The sequence below is a fragment of the Mycobacterium sp. NGS39 genome (assembly GCF_059812765.1).
On record NZ_JCALDH010000005.1, the window covers coordinates 191,911 to 209,024 of the forward strand.

At 67.6% G+C, this 17,114-nt stretch carries 22 protein-coding genes; 11 read left to right on the forward strand and 11 right to left on the reverse strand.

The genetic code is table 11. The features are described from left to right. Nucleotides 1-123: 123 nt before the first annotated feature. A complete protein-coding gene (gene rsgA / locus AC5Y39_RS09370; protein ID WP_500018209.1) occupies nucleotides 124-1,104 on the reverse strand; it encodes a ribosome small subunit-dependent GTPase A in 981 nt (326 codons plus the stop codon). Beyond that, complete coding sequence (gene aroA / locus AC5Y39_RS09375; protein WP_500018211.1) at nucleotides 1,101-2,390, reverse strand: 3-phosphoshikimate 1-carboxyvinyltransferase; 1,290 nt, start codon at nucleotides 2,388-2,390, stop codon at nucleotides 1,101-1,103. Before aroA ends, rsgA begins: the two co-directional genes overlap by 4 nt. Nucleotides 2,391-2,433: 43 nt before the next feature. Between aroA and AC5Y39_RS09380 the strand changes: the two genes are divergently transcribed. The 4 genes from AC5Y39_RS09380 (at nucleotide 2,434) to AC5Y39_RS09395 (ending at nucleotide 4,681) form a co-directional block, all read left to right on the forward strand. Beyond that, nucleotides 2,434-3,198 (forward strand): SOS response-associated peptidase, encoded by a 765-nt coding sequence (locus AC5Y39_RS09380; protein ID WP_500018213.1) that lies wholly within the window; start codon nucleotides 2,434-2,436, stop codon nucleotides 3,196-3,198. A gap of 123 nt (nucleotides 3,199-3,321) precedes the next feature. Beyond that, complete coding sequence (locus AC5Y39_RS09385; protein ID WP_500018215.1) at nucleotides 3,322-3,534, forward strand: hypothetical protein; 213 nt, start codon at nucleotides 3,322-3,324, stop codon at nucleotides 3,532-3,534. Between the two features lie 29 nt (nucleotides 3,535-3,563). Beyond that, nucleotides 3,564-4,436, forward strand: coding sequence for an oxygenase MpaB family protein (locus AC5Y39_RS09390; RefSeq protein ID WP_500018216.1), 873 nt, complete (start codon nucleotides 3,564-3,566; stop codon nucleotides 4,434-4,436). Next, a complete protein-coding gene (locus tag AC5Y39_RS09395; RefSeq protein ID WP_500018218.1) occupies nucleotides 4,433-4,681 on the forward strand; it encodes a hypothetical protein in 249 nt (82 codons plus the stop codon). Before AC5Y39_RS09390 ends, AC5Y39_RS09395 begins: the two co-directional genes overlap by 4 nt. A gap of 7 nt (nucleotides 4,682-4,688) precedes the next feature. Here AC5Y39_RS09395 and AC5Y39_RS09400 read toward each other — a convergent pair whose 3' ends face one another. Further along, nucleotides 4,689-5,534, reverse strand: a complete 846-nt coding sequence (locus AC5Y39_RS09400) for an SDR family oxidoreductase (protein WP_500018220.1) — start codon at nucleotides 5,532-5,534, stop codon at nucleotides 4,689-4,691. Between the two features lie 106 nt (nucleotides 5,535-5,640). Here AC5Y39_RS09400 and AC5Y39_RS09405 point away from each other — a divergent pair, with 106 nt between their 5' ends. The 3 genes from AC5Y39_RS09405 to rsrA all read left to right on the forward strand — a co-directional run bounded on the left by AC5Y39_RS09405 (nucleotide 5,641) and on the right by rsrA (nucleotide 7,333). Next, nucleotides 5,641-6,120: a nitroreductase family deazaflavin-dependent oxidoreductase gene (locus AC5Y39_RS09405; protein WP_500018222.1), complete on the forward strand. Its 480-nt coding sequence runs from the start codon at nucleotides 5,641-5,643 to the stop codon at nucleotides 6,118-6,120. A gap of 170 nt (nucleotides 6,121-6,290) precedes the next feature. Next, the gene (locus tag AC5Y39_RS09410; RefSeq protein ID WP_500018224.1) at nucleotides 6,291-6,956 is read left to right on the forward strand and encodes a sigma-70 family RNA polymerase sigma factor; all 666 of its coding nucleotides are present in this window, start codon (nucleotides 6,291-6,293) and stop codon (nucleotides 6,954-6,956) included. A gap of 113 nt (nucleotides 6,957-7,069) precedes the next feature. Then, the gene (gene rsrA / locus AC5Y39_RS09415; protein WP_499908063.1) at nucleotides 7,070-7,333 is read left to right on the forward strand and encodes a mycothiol system anti-sigma-R factor; all 264 of its coding nucleotides are present in this window, start codon (nucleotides 7,070-7,072) and stop codon (nucleotides 7,331-7,333) included. Nucleotides 7,334-7,347: 14 nt separating this feature from the next. On the opposite strand, the gene AC5Y39_RS09420 is transcribed toward rsrA, so the two are convergent. After that, on the reverse strand, nucleotides 7,348-7,434 hold the full coding sequence (locus AC5Y39_RS09420) for a 50S ribosomal protein bL37 (protein ID WP_499908064.1): 87 nt from the start codon (nucleotides 7,432-7,434) through the stop codon (nucleotides 7,348-7,350). A 259-nt stretch (nucleotides 7,435-7,693) separates the two neighbouring features. On the opposite strand from AC5Y39_RS09420, the gene AC5Y39_RS09425 reads away from it, so the two are divergent. Beyond that, on the forward strand, nucleotides 7,694-7,909 hold the full coding sequence (locus tag AC5Y39_RS09425; RefSeq protein ID WP_500018226.1) for a biotin/lipoyl-binding carrier protein: 216 nt from the start codon (nucleotides 7,694-7,696) through the stop codon (nucleotides 7,907-7,909). A 9-nt stretch (nucleotides 7,910-7,918) separates the two neighbouring features. After that, nucleotides 7,919-9,385, forward strand: coding sequence for a sensor histidine kinase (locus AC5Y39_RS09430; RefSeq protein WP_500018228.1), 1,467 nt, complete (start codon nucleotides 7,919-7,921; stop codon nucleotides 9,383-9,385). Nucleotides 9,386-9,501: 116 nt separating this feature from the next. Here the strand turns inward: AC5Y39_RS09430 and AC5Y39_RS09435 are convergent, their stop codons facing one another. Both AC5Y39_RS09435 and AC5Y39_RS09440 read right to left on the reverse strand, forming a co-directional pair. Then, nucleotides 9,502-9,756 carry a WhiB family transcriptional regulator gene (locus AC5Y39_RS09435; protein WP_499907772.1) on the reverse strand — a complete coding sequence of 85 codons (255 nt, stop codon included), beginning with the start codon at nucleotides 9,754-9,756 and terminating at the stop codon, nucleotides 9,502-9,504. Between the two features lie 232 nt (nucleotides 9,757-9,988). After that, nucleotides 9,989-10,948 (reverse strand): diacylglycerol/lipid kinase family protein, encoded by a 960-nt coding sequence (locus AC5Y39_RS09440; RefSeq protein WP_500018230.1) that lies wholly within the window; start codon nucleotides 10,946-10,948, stop codon nucleotides 9,989-9,991. A gap of 5 nt (nucleotides 10,949-10,953) precedes the next feature. Between AC5Y39_RS09440 and AC5Y39_RS09445 the strand changes: the two genes are divergently transcribed. Beyond that, entirely contained in the window at nucleotides 10,954-11,403 is a 450-nt protein-coding gene (locus AC5Y39_RS09445) for a hypothetical protein (protein ID WP_500018232.1), read from the forward strand. Here AC5Y39_RS09445 and AC5Y39_RS09450 read toward each other — a convergent pair. The 3 genes from AC5Y39_RS09450 to AC5Y39_RS09460 are packed head-to-tail and all read right to left on the reverse strand — an operon-like array spanning nucleotide 11,355 to nucleotide 13,530. Beyond that, complete coding sequence (locus AC5Y39_RS09450) at nucleotides 11,355-11,837, reverse strand: GNAT family N-acetyltransferase (RefSeq protein ID WP_500018234.1); 483 nt, start codon at nucleotides 11,835-11,837, stop codon at nucleotides 11,355-11,357. The two genes, AC5Y39_RS09445 and AC5Y39_RS09450, sit on opposite strands and share 49 nt — an antisense overlap. Further along, nucleotides 11,834-12,925: an isochorismate synthase gene (locus tag AC5Y39_RS09455; protein ID WP_500018236.1), complete on the reverse strand. Its 1,092-nt coding sequence runs from the start codon at nucleotides 12,923-12,925 to the stop codon at nucleotides 11,834-11,836. Before AC5Y39_RS09455 ends, AC5Y39_RS09450 begins: the two co-directional genes overlap by 4 nt. Then, nucleotides 12,922-13,530: an acid phosphatase gene (locus AC5Y39_RS09460; protein WP_500018238.1), complete on the reverse strand. Its 609-nt coding sequence runs from the start codon at nucleotides 13,528-13,530 to the stop codon at nucleotides 12,922-12,924. The genes AC5Y39_RS09455 and AC5Y39_RS09460 overlap by 4 nt, the downstream gene beginning before the upstream one ends. Nucleotides 13,531-13,587: 57 nt before the next feature. Here AC5Y39_RS09460 and AC5Y39_RS09465 point away from each other — a divergent pair, with 57 nt between their 5' ends. After that, a complete protein-coding gene (locus AC5Y39_RS09465) occupies nucleotides 13,588-14,385 on the forward strand; it encodes a ParA family protein (RefSeq protein WP_500018398.1) in 798 nt (265 codons plus the stop codon). Here AC5Y39_RS09465 and AC5Y39_RS09470 read toward each other — a convergent pair. Both AC5Y39_RS09470 and AC5Y39_RS09475 read right to left on the reverse strand, forming a co-directional pair. Beyond that, on the reverse strand, nucleotides 14,382-15,596 hold the full coding sequence (locus AC5Y39_RS09470) for an Rv3212 family protein (RefSeq protein WP_500018240.1): 1,215 nt from the start codon (nucleotides 15,594-15,596) through the stop codon (nucleotides 14,382-14,384). The genes AC5Y39_RS09465 and AC5Y39_RS09470 overlap by 4 nt on opposite strands. 9 nt (nucleotides 15,597-15,605) lie before the next feature. Continuing rightward, nucleotides 15,606-17,105 (reverse strand): DEAD/DEAH box helicase, encoded by a 1,500-nt coding sequence (locus AC5Y39_RS09475; protein WP_500018242.1) that lies wholly within the window; start codon nucleotides 17,103-17,105, stop codon nucleotides 15,606-15,608. Nucleotides 17,106-17,114: the final 9 nt, after the last annotated feature.

Sequence of the window (17,114 nt, forward strand, 5' to 3'; positions counted from 1 at the left end):
CAGCGGCCATCTGCTTGCCCCCAACCGCGGTCGGCGAAGGATCGCCTGTGCCGCGACGCCGCTGAAACACTCGGTGGAATGGTAAGGGCGCCCCTCAGCCCTGCCCAAACGGCGCTGGTGAGCCTATGTTTCGGTGAGCACCCGCAACAGCCGGCGCGCCGCCGTGACGCGCCGCGCCGCGGGGCCGCGAAGCGCGTCCAGCGCGCATTCCGGGTCGGCCGGCGGACCGAGGTGCCCGCATCCGCGCGGGCAGTCCTCGACTGCGTCGGCCAGGTCGGAAAACGCCAGCAGCACGTCGTCGGGTTCGATGTGCGCCAGCCCGAACGACCGGATTCCCGGTGTGTCGATAACCCACCCGGAGTCCGGCAGCGGCAGGGCGACGGACTGCGTGGACGTGTGCCGGCCCTTGCCCACGCCGGTCACCTCGCCGATCGCCCGGTCAGCTTGCGGCACAAGGCGGTTCACCAACGTCGATTTGCCTACGCCCGAATGGCCAAGCAACACAGTCACTTTGCCCGTCAGCAGCGGGGCCACGGCATCGAGCGGATCGTCGCGGCCGGCGGTGGTCACCGTCAGCTCGAGGTCGGCGAACTGCTCGGCGAAGGGTTCGGCCGGGGCCAGGTCGCTTTTAGTCAGGCACAGGATCGGCCGAAGACCGCCCGCATACGCGGCGATCAGCGCCCGGTCCACCAGCCCGGTACGCGGCGGTGGGTCGGCCAGGGCAACCACGATCAGCAGCTGGTCGGCGTTGGCCACCACCACCCGCTCGGTGGGGTCGGTGTCGTCGGCGGTACGCCGCAGTACGGTTCGCCGCGGCCCGCGGCGCACGATGCGCGCCAGCGTGTCCGGGCGCCCCGACAAATCGCCGACCAGGTCCACGTCGTCGCCGACGACGATCGGAGTGCGGCCGAGTTCACGGGCCCGCATCGCGGTGACCCGCTGCGCGGGGTCGCGGTCCAGCACGCACCCCCAGCGGCCACGGTCCACGGTCACCACCATCGCCGGACGCGCGTCGGCGTGTTCGGGGCGCGTCTTGGTCCGCGGCCGCGAGCCTCGGCCCGAGCGCACTTTGACGTCGGATTCGTCGAAGTCGCCCGGTCTCACCGGGCGGGATCCTGGCCTGCCAGCATGTCCGCCCACAGCTGCGGGAATTCCGGCAGCGTCTTGGCGGTGGTCTCTATGTCGTCGACGGCGACCCCCGACACGGCCAGGCCCACAATGGCGCCGGCCATCGCCATCCGGTGATCGGCGTAGGAATGCCACGTGCCCCCGTGCAGCGGCGTCGCGGTGATCACCAGGCCGTCGTCGGTCTCCTCGCAGTCGCCGCCGAGCTTGTTGATCTCGGTGGCGAGTGCGGCCAGCCGGTCGGTTTCATGACCGCGCAGATGGGCGATGCCGGTCAGCCGCGACACCGAACCGGGCTGGGCGAGCGCGGCCAGCGCCGCGACTGCGGGGGTCAGCTCGCCTACGTCGCCCAGGTCTGCGTCGATTCCTCCGTAGCTGCTGGGCCCCTGCACGTCGAGATGTGAATCGGCTTGCAGCACAGTGCACTCCAGCTTGCGAAGCAGGCTGAGGATGTGGTCGGCGGGTTGGACGCTGACCAGCGGCCAGCCCGCGATGCGCACGGCGCCGCCCGTCACCACCGCCGCAGCCAGGAACGGCACCGCGTTGCTCAAGTCGGGCTCGACGCGCCAGGTCCGCGCTGTGACCGGGCCGGGTGCCACGTGCCAGCGCCGCGGCGCCGAGTCGTCGACGTCTACGCCGGCCTCGCGCAGCATCGCCACCGTCATCGCGATGTGCGGAGTGGACGGGAGGGTGGCGCCGGTGTGCACGACGGTCAGCCCGTCGTCGAAAGCTGCTCCCGACAGCAGCAGTCCGGACACGAACTGTGACGACGCTGACGCGTCGATCTCGACCTTGCCGCCGCGCACCGCGCCCGTCCCCCGCACCACGAACGGCAGCCGGCTGCCGTCGACGGACACGCCCAGCGTGCGCAACGCGTCGAGCAGCGGGGCGATGGGCCGGCTGCGCGCCTGTTCGTCGCCGTCGAACGTGACCGCCGTGGCACCGAGCGCGGCCAGCGGCGGAACGAACCGCAGTACGGTTCCGGCCAGCCCGCAATCCACGGTCGCGTCCTCGCCCGGCTCGACGCGGCCAGACACGGTGACGTCACTGCCGTGAACGTCGACGCCGAAGCCCAGCGTGCGCAGCGCGCCGATCATCAGGTCGGTGTCGCGGCTGCGCAGCGCACCGGTCACCGACACCGACTCGTCGTCGCTGGCGCCCAGCGCCGCGAGCACCAGCGCACGGTTGGTCTGCGACTTGGAGCCGGGAACGGCGACGGTGGCGTGCACAGGGGCGGGCGCGGTGGGGGCCTGCCAGATGCTCACGCCTCAATTCTGGCGTGTCGGTAACCGGTGCCACGATGGAGGCATGTGCGGGCGTTTTGCGGTGACCACCGATCCGAAGCTGCTGGCCGAGAAGATCCACGCGATCGACGAGGCCACGTCGGCTGCGAAAGACAGCTCAGGGCCCAACTACAACGTCGCGCCGACGAACACGATCGCGACCGTGGTGAGCAGACACAACGAACCCGAGGACGATCCGACGCGACGGCTGCGGTTGATGCGGTGGGGACTGGTGCCGCCGTGGGCCAAGGCCGGCCCGGACGGGGCGCCCGAGGGCAAGGGGCCGCTGTTGATCAACGCCCGCGCCGACAAGGTCACCACGTCGCCGGCGTTCCGGTCGTCGGCGAAGAGCAAACGCTGCCTGGTGCCGATGACCGGGTGGTACGAGTGGAAGGCCAATTCGGACGCGCCGTCGGGCAAGAAGCCGCGCAAGACCCCGTACTTCATGACACCCGGCGACGACCAGTTGATTTGCATGGCCGGGCTGTGGTCGGTCTGGAAACCAGCCAAGGACGCTGAGCCGCTGCTGAGTTGCACGATCATCACCACGGACGCGGTCGGCCCGCTCGCGCAGATCCACGACAGGATGCCGCTGATGATCGACGAGCGCGACTGGGACCGCTGGCTGGACCCGGACAGTCCGCTCGACCCCGAACTGCTCACGGTGCGGGCCGACCTCTCGCAACTGGAGATCCGTGAAGTGTCGACGTTGGTCAACAACGTGCGCAACAACGGCCCCGAGCTCATCGAGCCCGCCGAGCCGGAGGCCAGGCAGCCGACCCTGCTGTAGGAACCGGCATTCACGTTCGCCGCCGTATCGGGCGATAACACAGCACCGGTGCCAGAACCGTCGTTAACATCGACGGGCAAGGCTGAGACCAGCGCAACGGACGGGGACGGCATGCTCAGTGCGGTGCGAAAGATCGTGAGCTTCCAGATGACCGTCGCTGAGTGGATCGGGACAGCGGCCTTGCTGGGCGTCCCGTACCTGCTCGTCGGCGCCCTGTGGCTGGCCACTCACACTGATCAGCTCAGCCAGACGCACGGTTCCCACCGTGTGGTGGTGGTTGCCGGGTCCGCGCTGTCGTGGCCCGTTCTCGTGCTGTTCAACGTCTGTCTGACCTGATGCGAGCCTAAGCCACCGGAAGGAGACGCATGCGCGAATTCCCGCCCGACGACTGCCGGATCCGCATCCGCAGACGCACCGCACGATGGGACGACGGTGCGGTCACCGCAGCCGAGGCCATGGATTTCTGGGGGTTCGCGGCCGGCGCAGCCAACGTGATCATGCAGCTGTCGTGGCCCGAAGTGGGTTACGGAGTCGTCGAGAGCAAGGTCGACTCCGGCAACATCCTCAAGCATCCGTGGAAGCGGGCACGCACCACGCTTCAGTATCTGGCCGTCGCGGTGCTGGGCACGCCGGCGGACCGTGCGGCGTTCCGCAAGGCGGTGGACGGCTCGCACCGACAGGTCAAGTCCGGCCCGGACAGTCCGGTGCGGTACAACGCGTTCGACCGCGACCTCCAAATGTGGGTCGCCGCTTGCCTTTTCGTCGGACTGGAGGATGTCTACCAGTTGTTGCGCGGCGAGATGACGCCGGCGCAGGCCGAACAGTTCTACCGATCCGCGTGGACGCTGGGAACCACGCTGCAAGTCACCGAGGACCAGTGGCCACCCACCCGCACCGAGTTCGACGCCTACTGGGTCGACGCGTGCCGTCGGGTGCAAATCGACGAAACGGTCCGTCAGTACCTGCTGGATCTGATCAACCTTCGGATGATCAATCCTGTTCTGCGGCTTGCTTTTCGGCCGCTGTTGAAATTTCTGACCACCGGCTTTCTGGCGCCGGTGTTCCGCGACGCGATGGGTCTGCGGTGGAGCAACGTCAAGCAGGGTCTGTTCGAATGGCTTTTCCTGACAGTCGCTTTCGTCAACCGGTTCATTCCGGTGTTCATCCGCCAAGGCGGCAGCTACGTGTTGCTGGCTGACGTTAGACAGCGGGTCCGCGACAACCGGGCGCTGGTATGAGGGCACTGCGCCGGCTGCTGAGCCGACGGGTCAGCGTCGAAGCGATGATCGAGTTGGCCTTCTGGCTTGCGGTTCCCTACATCGTCGTCGGACTGGTGTGGGCGTTCTTCGACGCCGAGCAGGTGCAGCTGCTCGAGGGCGATCTGCGCACTCGGATGCCGGCGGGATCGGAGATGGTGTCGTTCGTGGCCACGGCGGCGCTGTGGCCCTGGCTACTGCTGGGCGCGCACATCTCCGTGGTGTAGGGCTGGATCAGTCCCCGTACCCCGGGGGGTTGGGCGAGTCCACCCAGAAGTCGACGCCCAGCGTCGCACCGGGAACGCAGTCGTACACCGACAGGTCGGTGACTCCGGATTCGACGAGCACGTCCTCGCACAGCAGAGTGTTGCCGGTGTACTCGCGGGCGGGTTTGTTGAGGATCGCGTACGCGGCGTCGGCATAAACCTCCGGCTTGCGCGACCGGGCCATCGCCTCGTCGCCGCCGAGCAGATTCTGCACCGCCGCGGTGGCGACCATCGTGCGCGGCCACAAAGTGTTGGAGGCGATGCCCTCATCACGCATCTCTTCGGCAATTCCCAACGCGCACAGCGTCATTCCGAATTTGGCCATCATGTAGGGCGTCGGCTTGAGCCACTTGGGTTCGAGACGGATCGGGGGAGACAGCGTCAGGATGTGCGGGTTCTCCCGGCCTCTCATGTGCGGGATGCAGGCCTGCGACACCGCATAGGTGCCTCGCACCTGGATGCCGTTCATCAGGTCGAAGCGCTTCAGCGGCACCTCGGTGATCGAGCCGAGGTTGATCGCGGACGCGTTGTTGACACACATGTCGATGCCACCGAACTGCTGCACCGCCTTGGCCACCGCGGCGACCACCATGTCGCCGTCGCGGATGTCGCCGACGATCGGCAGAGCTTGGCCGCCGGCCTCCTCGATCTCCTTGGCCGCGGTATAGACGGTGCCGGGCAGCTTGGGGTGGGGTTCGGCCGTCTTCGCGACGAGCGCGATGTTGGCGCGGTCCGCGGCGGCCCGCTTGGCGATCGCCAGGCCGATGCCGCGGCTGGCACCCGAGATGAACATGGTTTTGCCGGAAAGGGACATCTGTCGACCTTAACCGGGCGCTCCTGGGCTGGATGGCGTGCTCGTGGGACGGGTAAGACGTCTGTGCCGTCGGACAACCAGGGCGCGATGACGGGAGGCTCAGTGCGTGAAAGTAGTCAAATCGATGCAGCCGCCAAAAGGGTTGCGCCGCTCGCTGTTTCGTATACCCATCCAGCTGTACCAGGCTAGGCTCGGCTGGTTGTTCGCCCAGCGGTTGCTGCTGCTGCACCACATCGGCCGCAGAACGGGTGAAGCGCGGGCGGCGGTGCTGGAGGTGGTCGAACACGACGTCCGCAACGGCAGCTACGTCGTCGCGTCCGGATGGGGTCCTACCGCGGCGTGGTACCGCAACGTCATGACGCACCCTGACGTCACCATCGAGGTGGGCCGCACGACGATCCCGGTGACGGCCGAGGCGCTGTCGGCTGAGCAGGGCGCCGAGATCTTCGCCCGCTACGCCACCCGACATCGCGTGCTGGCCAAGCACCTGCTGCCTCGATTGATGGGATTCGAAGTCGACGGCTCCGAGGAGGACTTCCGCGCGGTAGGGCGGCGCATACCGTTCGTGCGGTTCATGCCGCGGTAACAGCTGCACCGGGAACAACGCAGGTCCTGACTGGTGTTGATGGGTGCAGTCAAGGGTCGAGCGGCTCGCGGTTCTAGGATTGAAGAAGGGGTTGTCTGGTGTTGACGGCGTGCCTGGAGCGCCCAGTGTGGGTGGGCGACGTCGATGACACCCCAACGAAAGGGATCGACATGACCGACGTCGATGGTGCGGGCACCGCACCGTCGGACGAGGCCGGACCGTCGGAGACGCCGACTGATAGTGGGCGGACCGAGACCGATGCTGAGCTGACCGCACGCTTCGAACGCGATGCGATTCCGCTGCTCGACCAGCTCTACGGCGGCGCGTTGCGAATGACGCGCAATCCCGCGGACGCCGAAGACCTGCTGCAAGAGACCATGGTCAAGGCTTACGCCGGGTTCCGGTCCTTCAAAGAAGGCACCAACCTCAAAGCCTGGCTGTACCGGATCCTGACCAACACCTACATCAACAGCTACCGCAAAAAGCAACGTCAACCGGCGGAATATCCCACTGAGGAGATCACCGACTGGCAGTTGGCGGCCAACGCCGAGCATTCGTCCACCGGGCTGAGGTCGGCGGAGGTCGAGGCGCTGGAGACGCTGCCGGACAACGAGATCAAGGAGGCGCTGCAGGCACTGCCGGAGGAATTCCGGATGGCCGTGTACTACGCCGACGTCGAAGGCTTCCCGTACAAGGAGATCGCCGAGATCATGGATACTCCGATCGGGACGGTGATGTCGCGGCTGCATCGTGGTCGGCGGCAACTGCGCAGCTTGCTCGCCGATGTGGCGAGAGATCGCGGATTCGTGCGGGGACACGAGGAGGTGTCATCGTGAGTGGCGATGAGCGCTCGCGCGAAGAGCAGAGCAGCACCGATGAGCGCTCGCGCGAAGAGCAGAGCAGCACCGATGAGCGCTCGCGCGAAGAGCAGAACGTATTCAAGCCGCCGATAGGCCCGATTGATCCGGAGCATCCCGATTGCGCGGCCGTGATGGCCGAGGTGTGGACACTACTTGACGGCGAGTGCACGCCTGAGACCCGCGACAAGCTGCGGCACCACCTCGAGGAGTGCCCCGGCTGCCTGCGTCAGTACGGCGTCGAGGAGCGCATCAAGCGGCTGATCGCAGCCAAGTGCAGCGGGGAGAAGGCGCCGGATCGGCTGCGTCAGCGCCTGATGATGGAAATCAGCCGCACCACGATCATCAAGTACTGACCGCGGCTGCCCTACTACTTTTTGGCGCCTGCGTTGGGCCGTTTGCCGTGGTTGGCCTTGTTGTGCTTGCGGTCACGCTTCTTGCGGCCACGCTTGGCCATTGTCTTCTCCTTCGGTCACTTCATGTCTACTGGCCGTCCATCATCTCATGCGGCTCGAGTGCTCGGCTCTTCGCGCAAGCGCTCATCGCTTCTGATCGGCTCTTCGCGCAAGCGCTCATCGCTTCAGGTTGGCTCTTCGCGCAAGCGCTCATCGCTGTGGTTCGATGAGGGCGAAGAATCATGTCGCCGCCGCGCGGCTCCGGCGATCGATGTCGCCGCCCGGGCGGCTCCGCCTGCGGTGCAGAGAACGGGGTAGTGAATGGCCGAAGACGTTCGCGCGGAAATCGTGGCCAGCGTGCTGGAGGTCATGGTCAAAGAAGGCGATCAAGTCGGTGAGGGCGACACCCTGGTGCTGCTGGAGTCGATGAAGATGGAGATTCCCGTGCACGCCGAAACGGCGGGGAGGGTCACGCAGGTCAAGGTGGCTGTGGGTGACGTCATCCGCGCCGGCGATTTGATAGCCGTCATCGATTAGCTGGGAGCCATGTCCACCCTCGGTGAACTGCTCGCCGAGCACACCGTCCTGCCAGGCGAGGCGGTCGATTACTTGCACGCGGTCGTGGGGGAGTGGCAGCTGCTGGCCGACCTCTCCTTCGCCGATTACCTGATGTGGGTTCGCCGCGACGACGGCGCGCTGGTGTGCGTGGCGCAGTGCCGGCCCAACACGGCGCCCACAGTGCTGCTGACCGACGCGGTCGGAACCGTCGCTCGCAGTGAGGACTTACCGCAGGTTGCGGCCGCGTTCGCATCCGGCACGATCGGCGACGACGGCAGCGGTATGGAAGCGGTGCCGGTCCGTCACAGCGACGACGTGGTGGCGGTGCTGACGCAGCAGACGGCGGTGGCTACGCGGCGCAAGTCCAGTCCGCTGGAGATCGCCTACTTGGACTGCGCCAACGACCTGCTGCAGATGCTGGCCGAGGGGACGTTTCCCAATGTCGGCGATCTGCCGGTGTCGCGGTCCAGCCCGCGGGTGGGCGACGGCTTCATCCGCTTGGACGTCAACGGTGACGTGGTGTTCGCCAGCCCGAACGCGATTTCGGCGTACCACCGCATGGGGCTGACCTCGGAGCTGGAGGGCCACAACCTCGTGCGCGTGACCCGGCCGCTGATCTCGGATCCGTTCGAGGCGCAGGAGCTGGCCGATCATGTGCTCGACTCGCTAGCCGGCGGTTCCAGCATGCGGCTCGAGGTGGACGCAGGCGGCGCGGCCGTGCTGCTGCGCACGCTGCCGTTGGTGGTGCGGGGCGAGTCCGTCGGCGCTGCGGTTCTGATTCGCGACGTCACCGAGATCAAGCGGCGCGATCGCGCCCTGCTGTCCAAGGACGCAACGATCCGCGAAATCCATCACCGGGTGAAGAACAACTTGCAGACGGTCGCGGCGCTGCTGCGGCTGCAGGCGCGCCGGACCACGAATCCGGAAGGCCGCGAGGCGCTGATCGAGTCGGTGCGGCGAGTCTCGTCGATTGCCTTGGTGCACGACGCGCTGTCGATGTCGGTGGACGAGGAAGTGAATCTCGACGAGGTGGTCGACCGGATCCTGCCGATCATGGGCGATCTCGCCGGTGTCGACTCTCGCGTCCGGGTCGAGCGGGCGGGGACACTGGGTGTGCTCGATTCGGACCGTGCGACGGCGCTGATCATGGTGATCACCGAGTTGGTGCAGAACGCGATCGAGCACGCCTACGACCCGTCAGGGTCCGACGGCAGCGTGACCATTCGCGCCGAGCGCTCCTCGCGGTGGCTCGACGTGGTGGTGCACGACGATGGCCGCGGGCTGCCGCCCGGTTTCAGTCTGGAGAAGTCGGATCGGCTGGGCCTGCAGATCGTGCGGACGCTGGTGGCGACGGAGCTGGACGGCTCGCTCGGCATGCACGATGCCCCGGGTGGAGGGACGGATGTGGTGTTGAGGGTGCCGATCGGCCGCCGGAGCGGGCGGAGCCCGCAGTGAGGCCGAGCGGGCAATAGGAGTAATAGCCCGTAAAGGGCGAATCCGATAAACGCTTGTTAGCTCAGCAAAGTAGGGCGCGGAATTTTCCGCGCCCTACCAAATACGTGCTGAGTACGTCAGACCGAACTGCGTGCTCGGGTCCGGGCGTTGCGGCGCTTCAGCGCACGCCGCTCGTCTTCACTCATGCCACCCCAGACGCCGGCGTCCTGGCCGGAGTCCAGCGCCCACGTCAGGCATTCGGTGGTTACCGGGCAGCGGTTGCACACCAGCTTCGCTTCTGCGATCTGGGCGAGTGCAGGACCGCTGTTGCCCACAGGGAAGAACAGTTCCGGATCTTCATCCCGACAGACCGCCTTGTGGCGCCAATCCATGTAAATCTCCTTGCAGCGTGCGCGCAGCGACGCACGGTTGTCTTCGGCTCTTAATGCGTGCGCACGAATTGTTTCCGCACTGTTGCAACCGATCGTTTCACAGGCTCAACAGATGTCAACACTCTGCGGTAACTCGTGGGCAATCTCACTATCAGAATCCGTTCTCGGATTCCCTATCCGTTTGTACTACACTTTCGGCCCTACTTCGAGTGCGTAATCGGGTCGGCGCTGGTCAACCGGATTTCTGGGGCGGCGCGACCACCGCCAGGGCGTTGGGAACGGCGGTGAATGTCATCGCGTCGCGGGGCCCCACGTAATCGCCGTCGATCTGGGTCGCCACTGGTGTGGCCGAGGTCACGCGCACCCAGGCAACGTCGTCGTCGCGGACCAGGTGCTTCGCGCGAATCCGGGGGCGTTTGGACAGCATCTGGCGCACGAGCCGCAAGTTCGAGAACACGTTCATGCCTGTGGTGGCGAACACGCCGATGCCGGTCTCGTAGGTGGTGTTCGTGTTGGTCCACACGGGCCGGTTGTTGGCGTAGGTCCACGGGCTGGCGTTGGAGACGAACACGAAGTGCACACCGTCGATCGGCTCCCGGTCAGGCAGCTGCAATCTCAGCACCGGTTCTCGGCGGGCGCTGCGTAAGGCCAGCGGCACAGTCGTGCGGATGTAGCGCCACGCCGTCACCTTGCGGCCCTTGTCCCGTTGGGCCTCGACCGCCGCCACCACCTCGCCGTCGAGGCCCATGCCCGCGGTGAAGACGCCCCAGCGTTCCCCGCAGTCCATCAGCCCGATCCGCCGCCAGCTGCGGTCGTCGCGGTGCATGCCGAGCAGGTCGACGAGCTGGTTCGTGGCCTCCACCGGGTCCGGGCTGATGCCAAGCGAGCGGGCGAACACGTTGGCCGAACCACCCGGCACCACCCCGACCGCCGGCGCATGGGCGATCCGCCGGTCGGCCGGCGGCCCGAGGATGCCGTTGACCACCTCGTTGACCGTTCCGTCGCCACCGTGGACGATCACCACGTCCACCCCGTCGTCGGCGGCGGCGCGGGCGATCTCGATCGCGTGTCCGCGGTGATCGGTGTGCTCGACGGTCAGCTGCGTGCGGCTTTCCAGCGCGTGGGCCAGCAGGTCGCGCGCCGCCGGCGTGGTCGACGTCGCGTTCGGGTTGACGATCAGCACCGCGCGCACGAGCCATGAGCCTAAGGGTGTTTACGCTGAGGTCCGTGGCCGGTGCTGTTCCTCCTGTCGTTCGCGGGACCGGCGTGCTCGTGCTGCTCGAAGGATTCACCGGCTTGCTTTATGCGCTTGCGATCGCGATCGCCGGACTTCGGGGCGCCGACGCGCGGGTGGCGTACGGCACCGCCGGGCTGCTGCTGATCGTCGCCGCCGCGGTGTCGGCGGCGGGGTGGGCGCTGTGGCGGGGACGACGCTGGGGCCGCGGCCTGGCGGTGTTCACCCAGCTGTTGTTGCTGCCGGTGGCGTATTACATGCTGGCCGGTTCGCACCGGCCCGAGCTCGGTGCGCCTCTGGGCCTGGTGGCGCTGATGACGCTGGCGTTGCTGTTCAGCCCGCCGGCGCTGAAATGGGCGGCAGCTCAGTCAGATTCGGCTAGCTCAGACAATTCGGGGCCGGACAGCCGGTAGGTGATCCACTCGGTCAGCGGTCGTGCGCCGACGGCCTCGTATAGCCCGATCGCATCGACGTTCCAGTCCAGCACTGCCCACGTCAGCCTGGTGTAGCCGGCGGCGACGCATTCACGTGCCAACTCGCGAAGCAGTGCGCGGGCGAGCCCGCGGCGACGAAATACGGGCCGTACGTAGAGATCCTCCAAATAGATTCCTGCGGTGCCGTCCCAGGTGGAGAAGTTGAGGAACCACAGCGCCCCGGCCGCGATCTCGCCGTCCACTTCGGCCACATGTCCGCGCACCGTCGGCTCAGCCCCGAAAAGCGCTGTGCGCAATTGTGTTTCGGTCACCGAGCACTGATCGGCGGCGCGCTCGAAACCCGCCAGCTCGTGGATCATCGCGGTCAGCTCCGCCTCGTCGCCGGGTCGGGCACGGCGGATCACAGCCGTCACGCCGTCACCCCCAGCGCCGAGAGGATCGTTCTGAATTTCGTTGTGGTTTCCTCGATTTCGTCGTCCACCTGGGAGTCGGCGACGATCCCGCCGCCCGAGTATGCGCGGGCGCTGCGCCGGTCCGCCGACAGCACCGCGCAGCGGATCGACACCACCCAGCGACCGTCGCCACGACTGTCGCACCAACCGGTTGCGCCGGCGTAGAAGCCGCGGTCGCCTTCCAGTTCGGCGATCATGTTCGCGGCGGCGTCGGCGGGTACTCCGCCGACTGCCGGTGTGGGGTGCAGGGCCAGCGCCAGATCCAGTGCAGTGGTGGATGATTCGCGCAGCTGCGCGGTGATGGTTGTGCTCAGGTGCCACAGCGCCGCGGTGCGGCTGAGCTGAGGTGTGGGGGCGACCTGTAAGTCGACGCACAACGGGTCCAGCGCTTTGCGCATCGCGTCGACCACCAGCGCATGCTCCACGCGGTTCTTGGCCGATGCGGCGAGCGCGGCGCCGTTCGCGCGGTCGATCTCCGGGTCGGGGGAGCGTGGCGCGGAGCCCGCGAACGGCTGACAGGTCACAAGGTCCCCGCGGCGGTCCACCAGAAGCTCGGGGCTCGCGCCCACCAGTGCGCGTCCGCCGTAGTCGGCGCCGGCCGCCGACAGGTCGACGAAGTAGGTGTAGGCGTGCGGATCGGCCTGGGCCAGCCGGTGAAGAATGCCCGGGACCTCCAACGACGTGTCGGACACCAGCTCCAGCGCCCGCGCCAGCACCACCTTGCGCAGCCCGCCGCTGGGGTCACGCAATAGCGCGAGCGCGCGCCGGATCCGCTCGCCGTGCTCGTCGGCCGAAGGGACACTGGCCACGATCCGGGGCGCCGGCGCCTCGTGCGGCGGCCCGAACGGCAGCCGGTCGCTGAATGCGTAGGCTCGCGGAGCCATCAACGCCGCGGGCCTGCGGACATCAAACGGCAACGCGCCTAACACAATTGGCGCCTGCCCAGAATGCAAGTCAGCCTGCGCGGCGGAGATGTCAGGGTATGCGGCGGCGGCGCCGTGGCCCACCAGGGTGCCGCCGGGGCCACTCAGCACGAACGACGGAGTCATCGGTACAGCGGCCGCGGATAACCGGTGACGCCGAGTCGGCTGATTTGGCGGACGTTGTGTTCGAACCCGCACACCGCGATCGTCGCCGCAACCATGGAGAACCGGATACCTTCGTAGAGTGGCTGTTCGATCCAGCGGGTCAGAACGGCACGCGAGAAGTGGCCGTGCCCGACGAACAGCACGTCACGCGATTCCATGTGCTGCAGCGCCAGCGCGATCGCCTGGTCGGCACGGTCGCGAACCTGGGCGACGGTTTCGCCGCCGGGGCAGCCATGCGTCCACACCAACCAGTCCGGCACGGCTTTGCGGATCTCCTCGGTGGTGGTGCCTTCGTAGTCGCCGTAGTCCCATTCGCTGATCAGCGGTGTCACCTCGTCGACCCGCAGCCCGGCGAGCTCGGCGGTGACGATCGCGCGCTTGCGCGGGCTGCACACCACGAACGGGTTGTCCAGACCCAGCTGGGCCAGCGTCTCGCCGGCGGATTTCGCCTGCGTGCGGCCCGTCTCGGTGAGGTCCAATTCGGTGCGGCTGGTGTGTTTTCCGCTCCGCGACCACTCGGTTTCACCGTGCCGAAGCAGCAGCAGCCGGTGCTGGTGCAGACCCATCCCACCGATTCTGCCGCACTAACCCACACCGACCCGGGTGCGTGCTTGGATGGCAGCGTGACGCGAGTACTGGCAGTGGCCAACCAGAAAGGCGGGGTCGCCAAGACCACGACGGTCGCGTCGTTGGGGGCGGCGATGGTGGAGCAGGGCCGGCGGGTGCTGCTGGTCGACCTGGACCCGCAGGGATGTCTGACCTTCTCTCTCGGCCATGACCCGGACAAGCTGCCGGTCTCGGTGCATGAAGTGCTGCTCGGTGAGGTCGAGCCGTCAGCGGCGCTGGTGGACACCGAGGAGGGCATGACACTGCTGCCTGCCAACATCGACCTTGCCGGGGCCGAGGCGATGCTGCTGATGCGTGCCGGCCGCGAGTACGCGCTCAAACGCGCGCTGGCCAAGGTCAAAGACGAGTTCGACGTGGTCATCGTCGACTGCCCGCCGTCGCTGGGGGTGCTGACGCTGAACGGGCTGACCGCCGCCGACGAGGTGATCGTGCCGCTGCAATGCGAAACCTTGGCGCACCGCGGCGTCGGCCAGTTCTTGCGCACGGTCGCCGACGTGCAGCAGATCACCAATGCGGACCTCAAGCTGCTGGGCGCGCTGCCGACGCTGTACGACTCGCGCACCACCCACAGCCGCGACGTGCTCCTCGATGTCGCCGACCGCTACGACTTGCCCGTGCTGGCCCCGCCGATCCCGCGTACTGTGCGATTCGCCGAGGCCAGCGCTTCGGGCTGCTCGGTGCTGGCCGGGCGTAAGAACAAGGGCTCGGCGGCCTACCGAGATCTGGCGGACTCTTTGCTCAAGCATTGGAAGTCGGGCAAGCCTCTGGCGAGCTTCACGCCGGAGGTCAACTAGGCCTCGCCGAGCGCGACCACCGTGGCGCCACGCTGTTCGACCACGGTGGTGCCGACGACACCGAGCATGATCGGACCCGCGACGTTGCCGCGGTCGACGGGAATCAGCCGCTCGAATGCTCCGGTTTTCGGGTCGTACACCCCGATGCCGCCGGTCACCGGGATCAGCAGCCGGTCGGCCATCATCTTGCCCGGACCCAACGGCGCCGCGCTGCCTGAGGCGATGGTGTAGCGAAGGGCCAGACTCGAGCCGTCGAGCACTGCGACGCTGTCGCCAAGCCACACCGTGACCAGATCACCGGCATGTGACACGGCGATCTGCGGCCCGGGCCGGCGGGGCAGCAGCGTGTTTCCGGTCTCCTGACCGGTCTCGTCGTACACCACGACGCGGGGCTGCGGCGTCGGCAGGTACACCGCCGTCCGCAGATCCGACACCGCCAGGACCTTCGCGCCGGCATCAGGTTTGAGCCCGGGCTGCTGCACGTACTTCTCTTCCGGCTCGACGTCTTCCTTGGAAACCTTGAGCAGCGTCAGCCGCACATCCGGAAAACTGCTGCAGGTCTCCAGAACTGCCGCGGCCGACGTGCTCGCCGCCGTCGACAAGAACTGGCACGGCGGCTTCGGCGGCACAGGTGGGTTGACCGGTGCGTCGATGTCGCCGTAGGCGAGCGTGCGAACCATGTCCGAGCGCCACATCTCCAAGCGGGTGCGTCCGGCGGACAGCACGGTGGTGCCGTCGGTGGACAGCCTGATCTGCTTGTCGGCGTACGACGTCCGGGTCGGTCCGCGCTCGCCTGTGCGCGCCTGGACAGTGCTGATCTGACCGCAGCCGCGGCTGTCGGGATATGCGGCAACCGCCAGGTCGTAGACCCATGTCGCCGCGCAGATGTCGCGGTCACGGGCGAAGCTCCACCGCTGCGAACCGGTCTTCGGGTCCCGACCCACCAGCTCGTGACCTTCCCCAGTCACCACAGTGCTGGTCACGATCACCGGCTCGGTGGTCACCGGACTCGACGCGCTCCATAGCTGACGCAGATTCGCCGGAACCGCACGGGCCTGGTTGATCGGCGGCGCCGGTGCGGCGGCCGGTCGGCTGATCGTCGCGCGGGCGTCGCTGTGCCACCAGATCAGCGCCCCCGCCACCGCGATGACCATCACGATGGCTGCGGCCGCCAGGATGTCGCCTTTAGTCCGGCGCTCGGGCTTGACCAACGGGGTAGATCAGCCGGCAGATGGCGAGCCGCTTGCGGTTGCACCTGAGGACACAGCTTGCCGCGGACGACGCCGCCGCCGACGCCGCCGGCCGGCGGAACCCGGCTCAGCGGTCTGCTGGTCGTCCTCTGCCGTGTCGGCTTGGGCTTCGACGTGGCCAGTGACCGGTTCACCGGCGCGGGTGCGTCGCCGGGGGCGGCTCCGGCGGGCCGGCTGCTCGTCGCCGTTGCGCCGCGGCGATGAGCCATTCGAACGTCCGCCCGAAGCTGCGGATTTCTTCGCGGGACCGACTCGGCCACCGGCGTCGGTGGGGATGTCCAGTTCGGTGTACAGGTGCGGCGAGTTGGAGTACGTCTCCGGCGGATCGGGACAGCCCAGGTCGAGGGCCTTATCGATCAGCGACCAGCGGGCCAGCTCGTCCCAGTCCACCAGCGTGACCGCGACGCCGGCTTTACCGGCGCGGCCGGTGCGGCCGATGCGGTGCACGTAGGCCTGCTCGTCTTCAGGGCACTGGTAGTTGATGACGTGGGTGACGTCGTCGATGTCGATGCCGCGCGCGGCCACGTCGGTGGCCACCAGCACGTCGATGTCGCCGCCGCGGAACGCCTTCAAAGCCTTCTCGCGGGCGATCTGGCCGAGGTCGCCGTGCACCGCGCCCACCTTGAAGCCGCGCTCGGCGAGCTCGTCGGCCACTTTCTGCGCGGTGCGCTTGGTGCGGGTGAAGACCATCGTCGCGCCGCGACCGCGGGCCTGCAGGATGCGGCTGACCAGCTCGACCTTGTCAAGCGCGTGCGCCCGGTAGACGAACTGCTCGGTGGTGGCGTGCACGGCGGAGGAGTGCGGCGCCTCGGCGCGGATGTGGGTGGGCCGGTTCATGAACGTACGGGCCAGCGTGATGATCGGGTCCGGCATGGTCGCCGAGAAGAGCATCGCCTGCCGGTTGTCGGGAATCTGCCGCAGAATGCGCTCGATGTCGGGCAAGAAGCCCAGGTCCAGCATCTCGTCGGCCTCGTCGAGCACCAGCACCGACAGCCCGCCCAGCTGCAGGTGGCCCTGCTGTGCCAGGTCCAGGAGCCGGCCCGGCGTACCCACGACGACGTCGGCACCCTTCTGCAGCGCCTCGATCTGCGGTTCGTACGGGCGGCCGCCGTAGATGGGCACCACCGACAGTGGTCTACCGTTCTCGGCCGTCAGGTACTTCGCGGCGCTGGACAAGTCGCCGAAAACTTGCAGGCACAACTCGCGAGTGGGCACCACGACCAGCGCGCGGGGCGCTCCGGCAAGCGGGCGTTCGTCGTCGGTGGTGATCCGGTGCAACAGCGGTACACCGAAGGCGAACGTCTTGCCCATGCCGGTGCGAGCCTGGCCGATCAGATCCTCGCCGGCCAGCGCCAGCGGCAGCGTCAGTTCCTGGATGGCAAAAGGGTGTTCGATTCCGTTCTCGGCCAGCGCGCGCACGATTTCGTCGCGGACGCCGAGCTTGGCAAATGTGGGGTTGAGGGCGGTCATGTGGCCTTT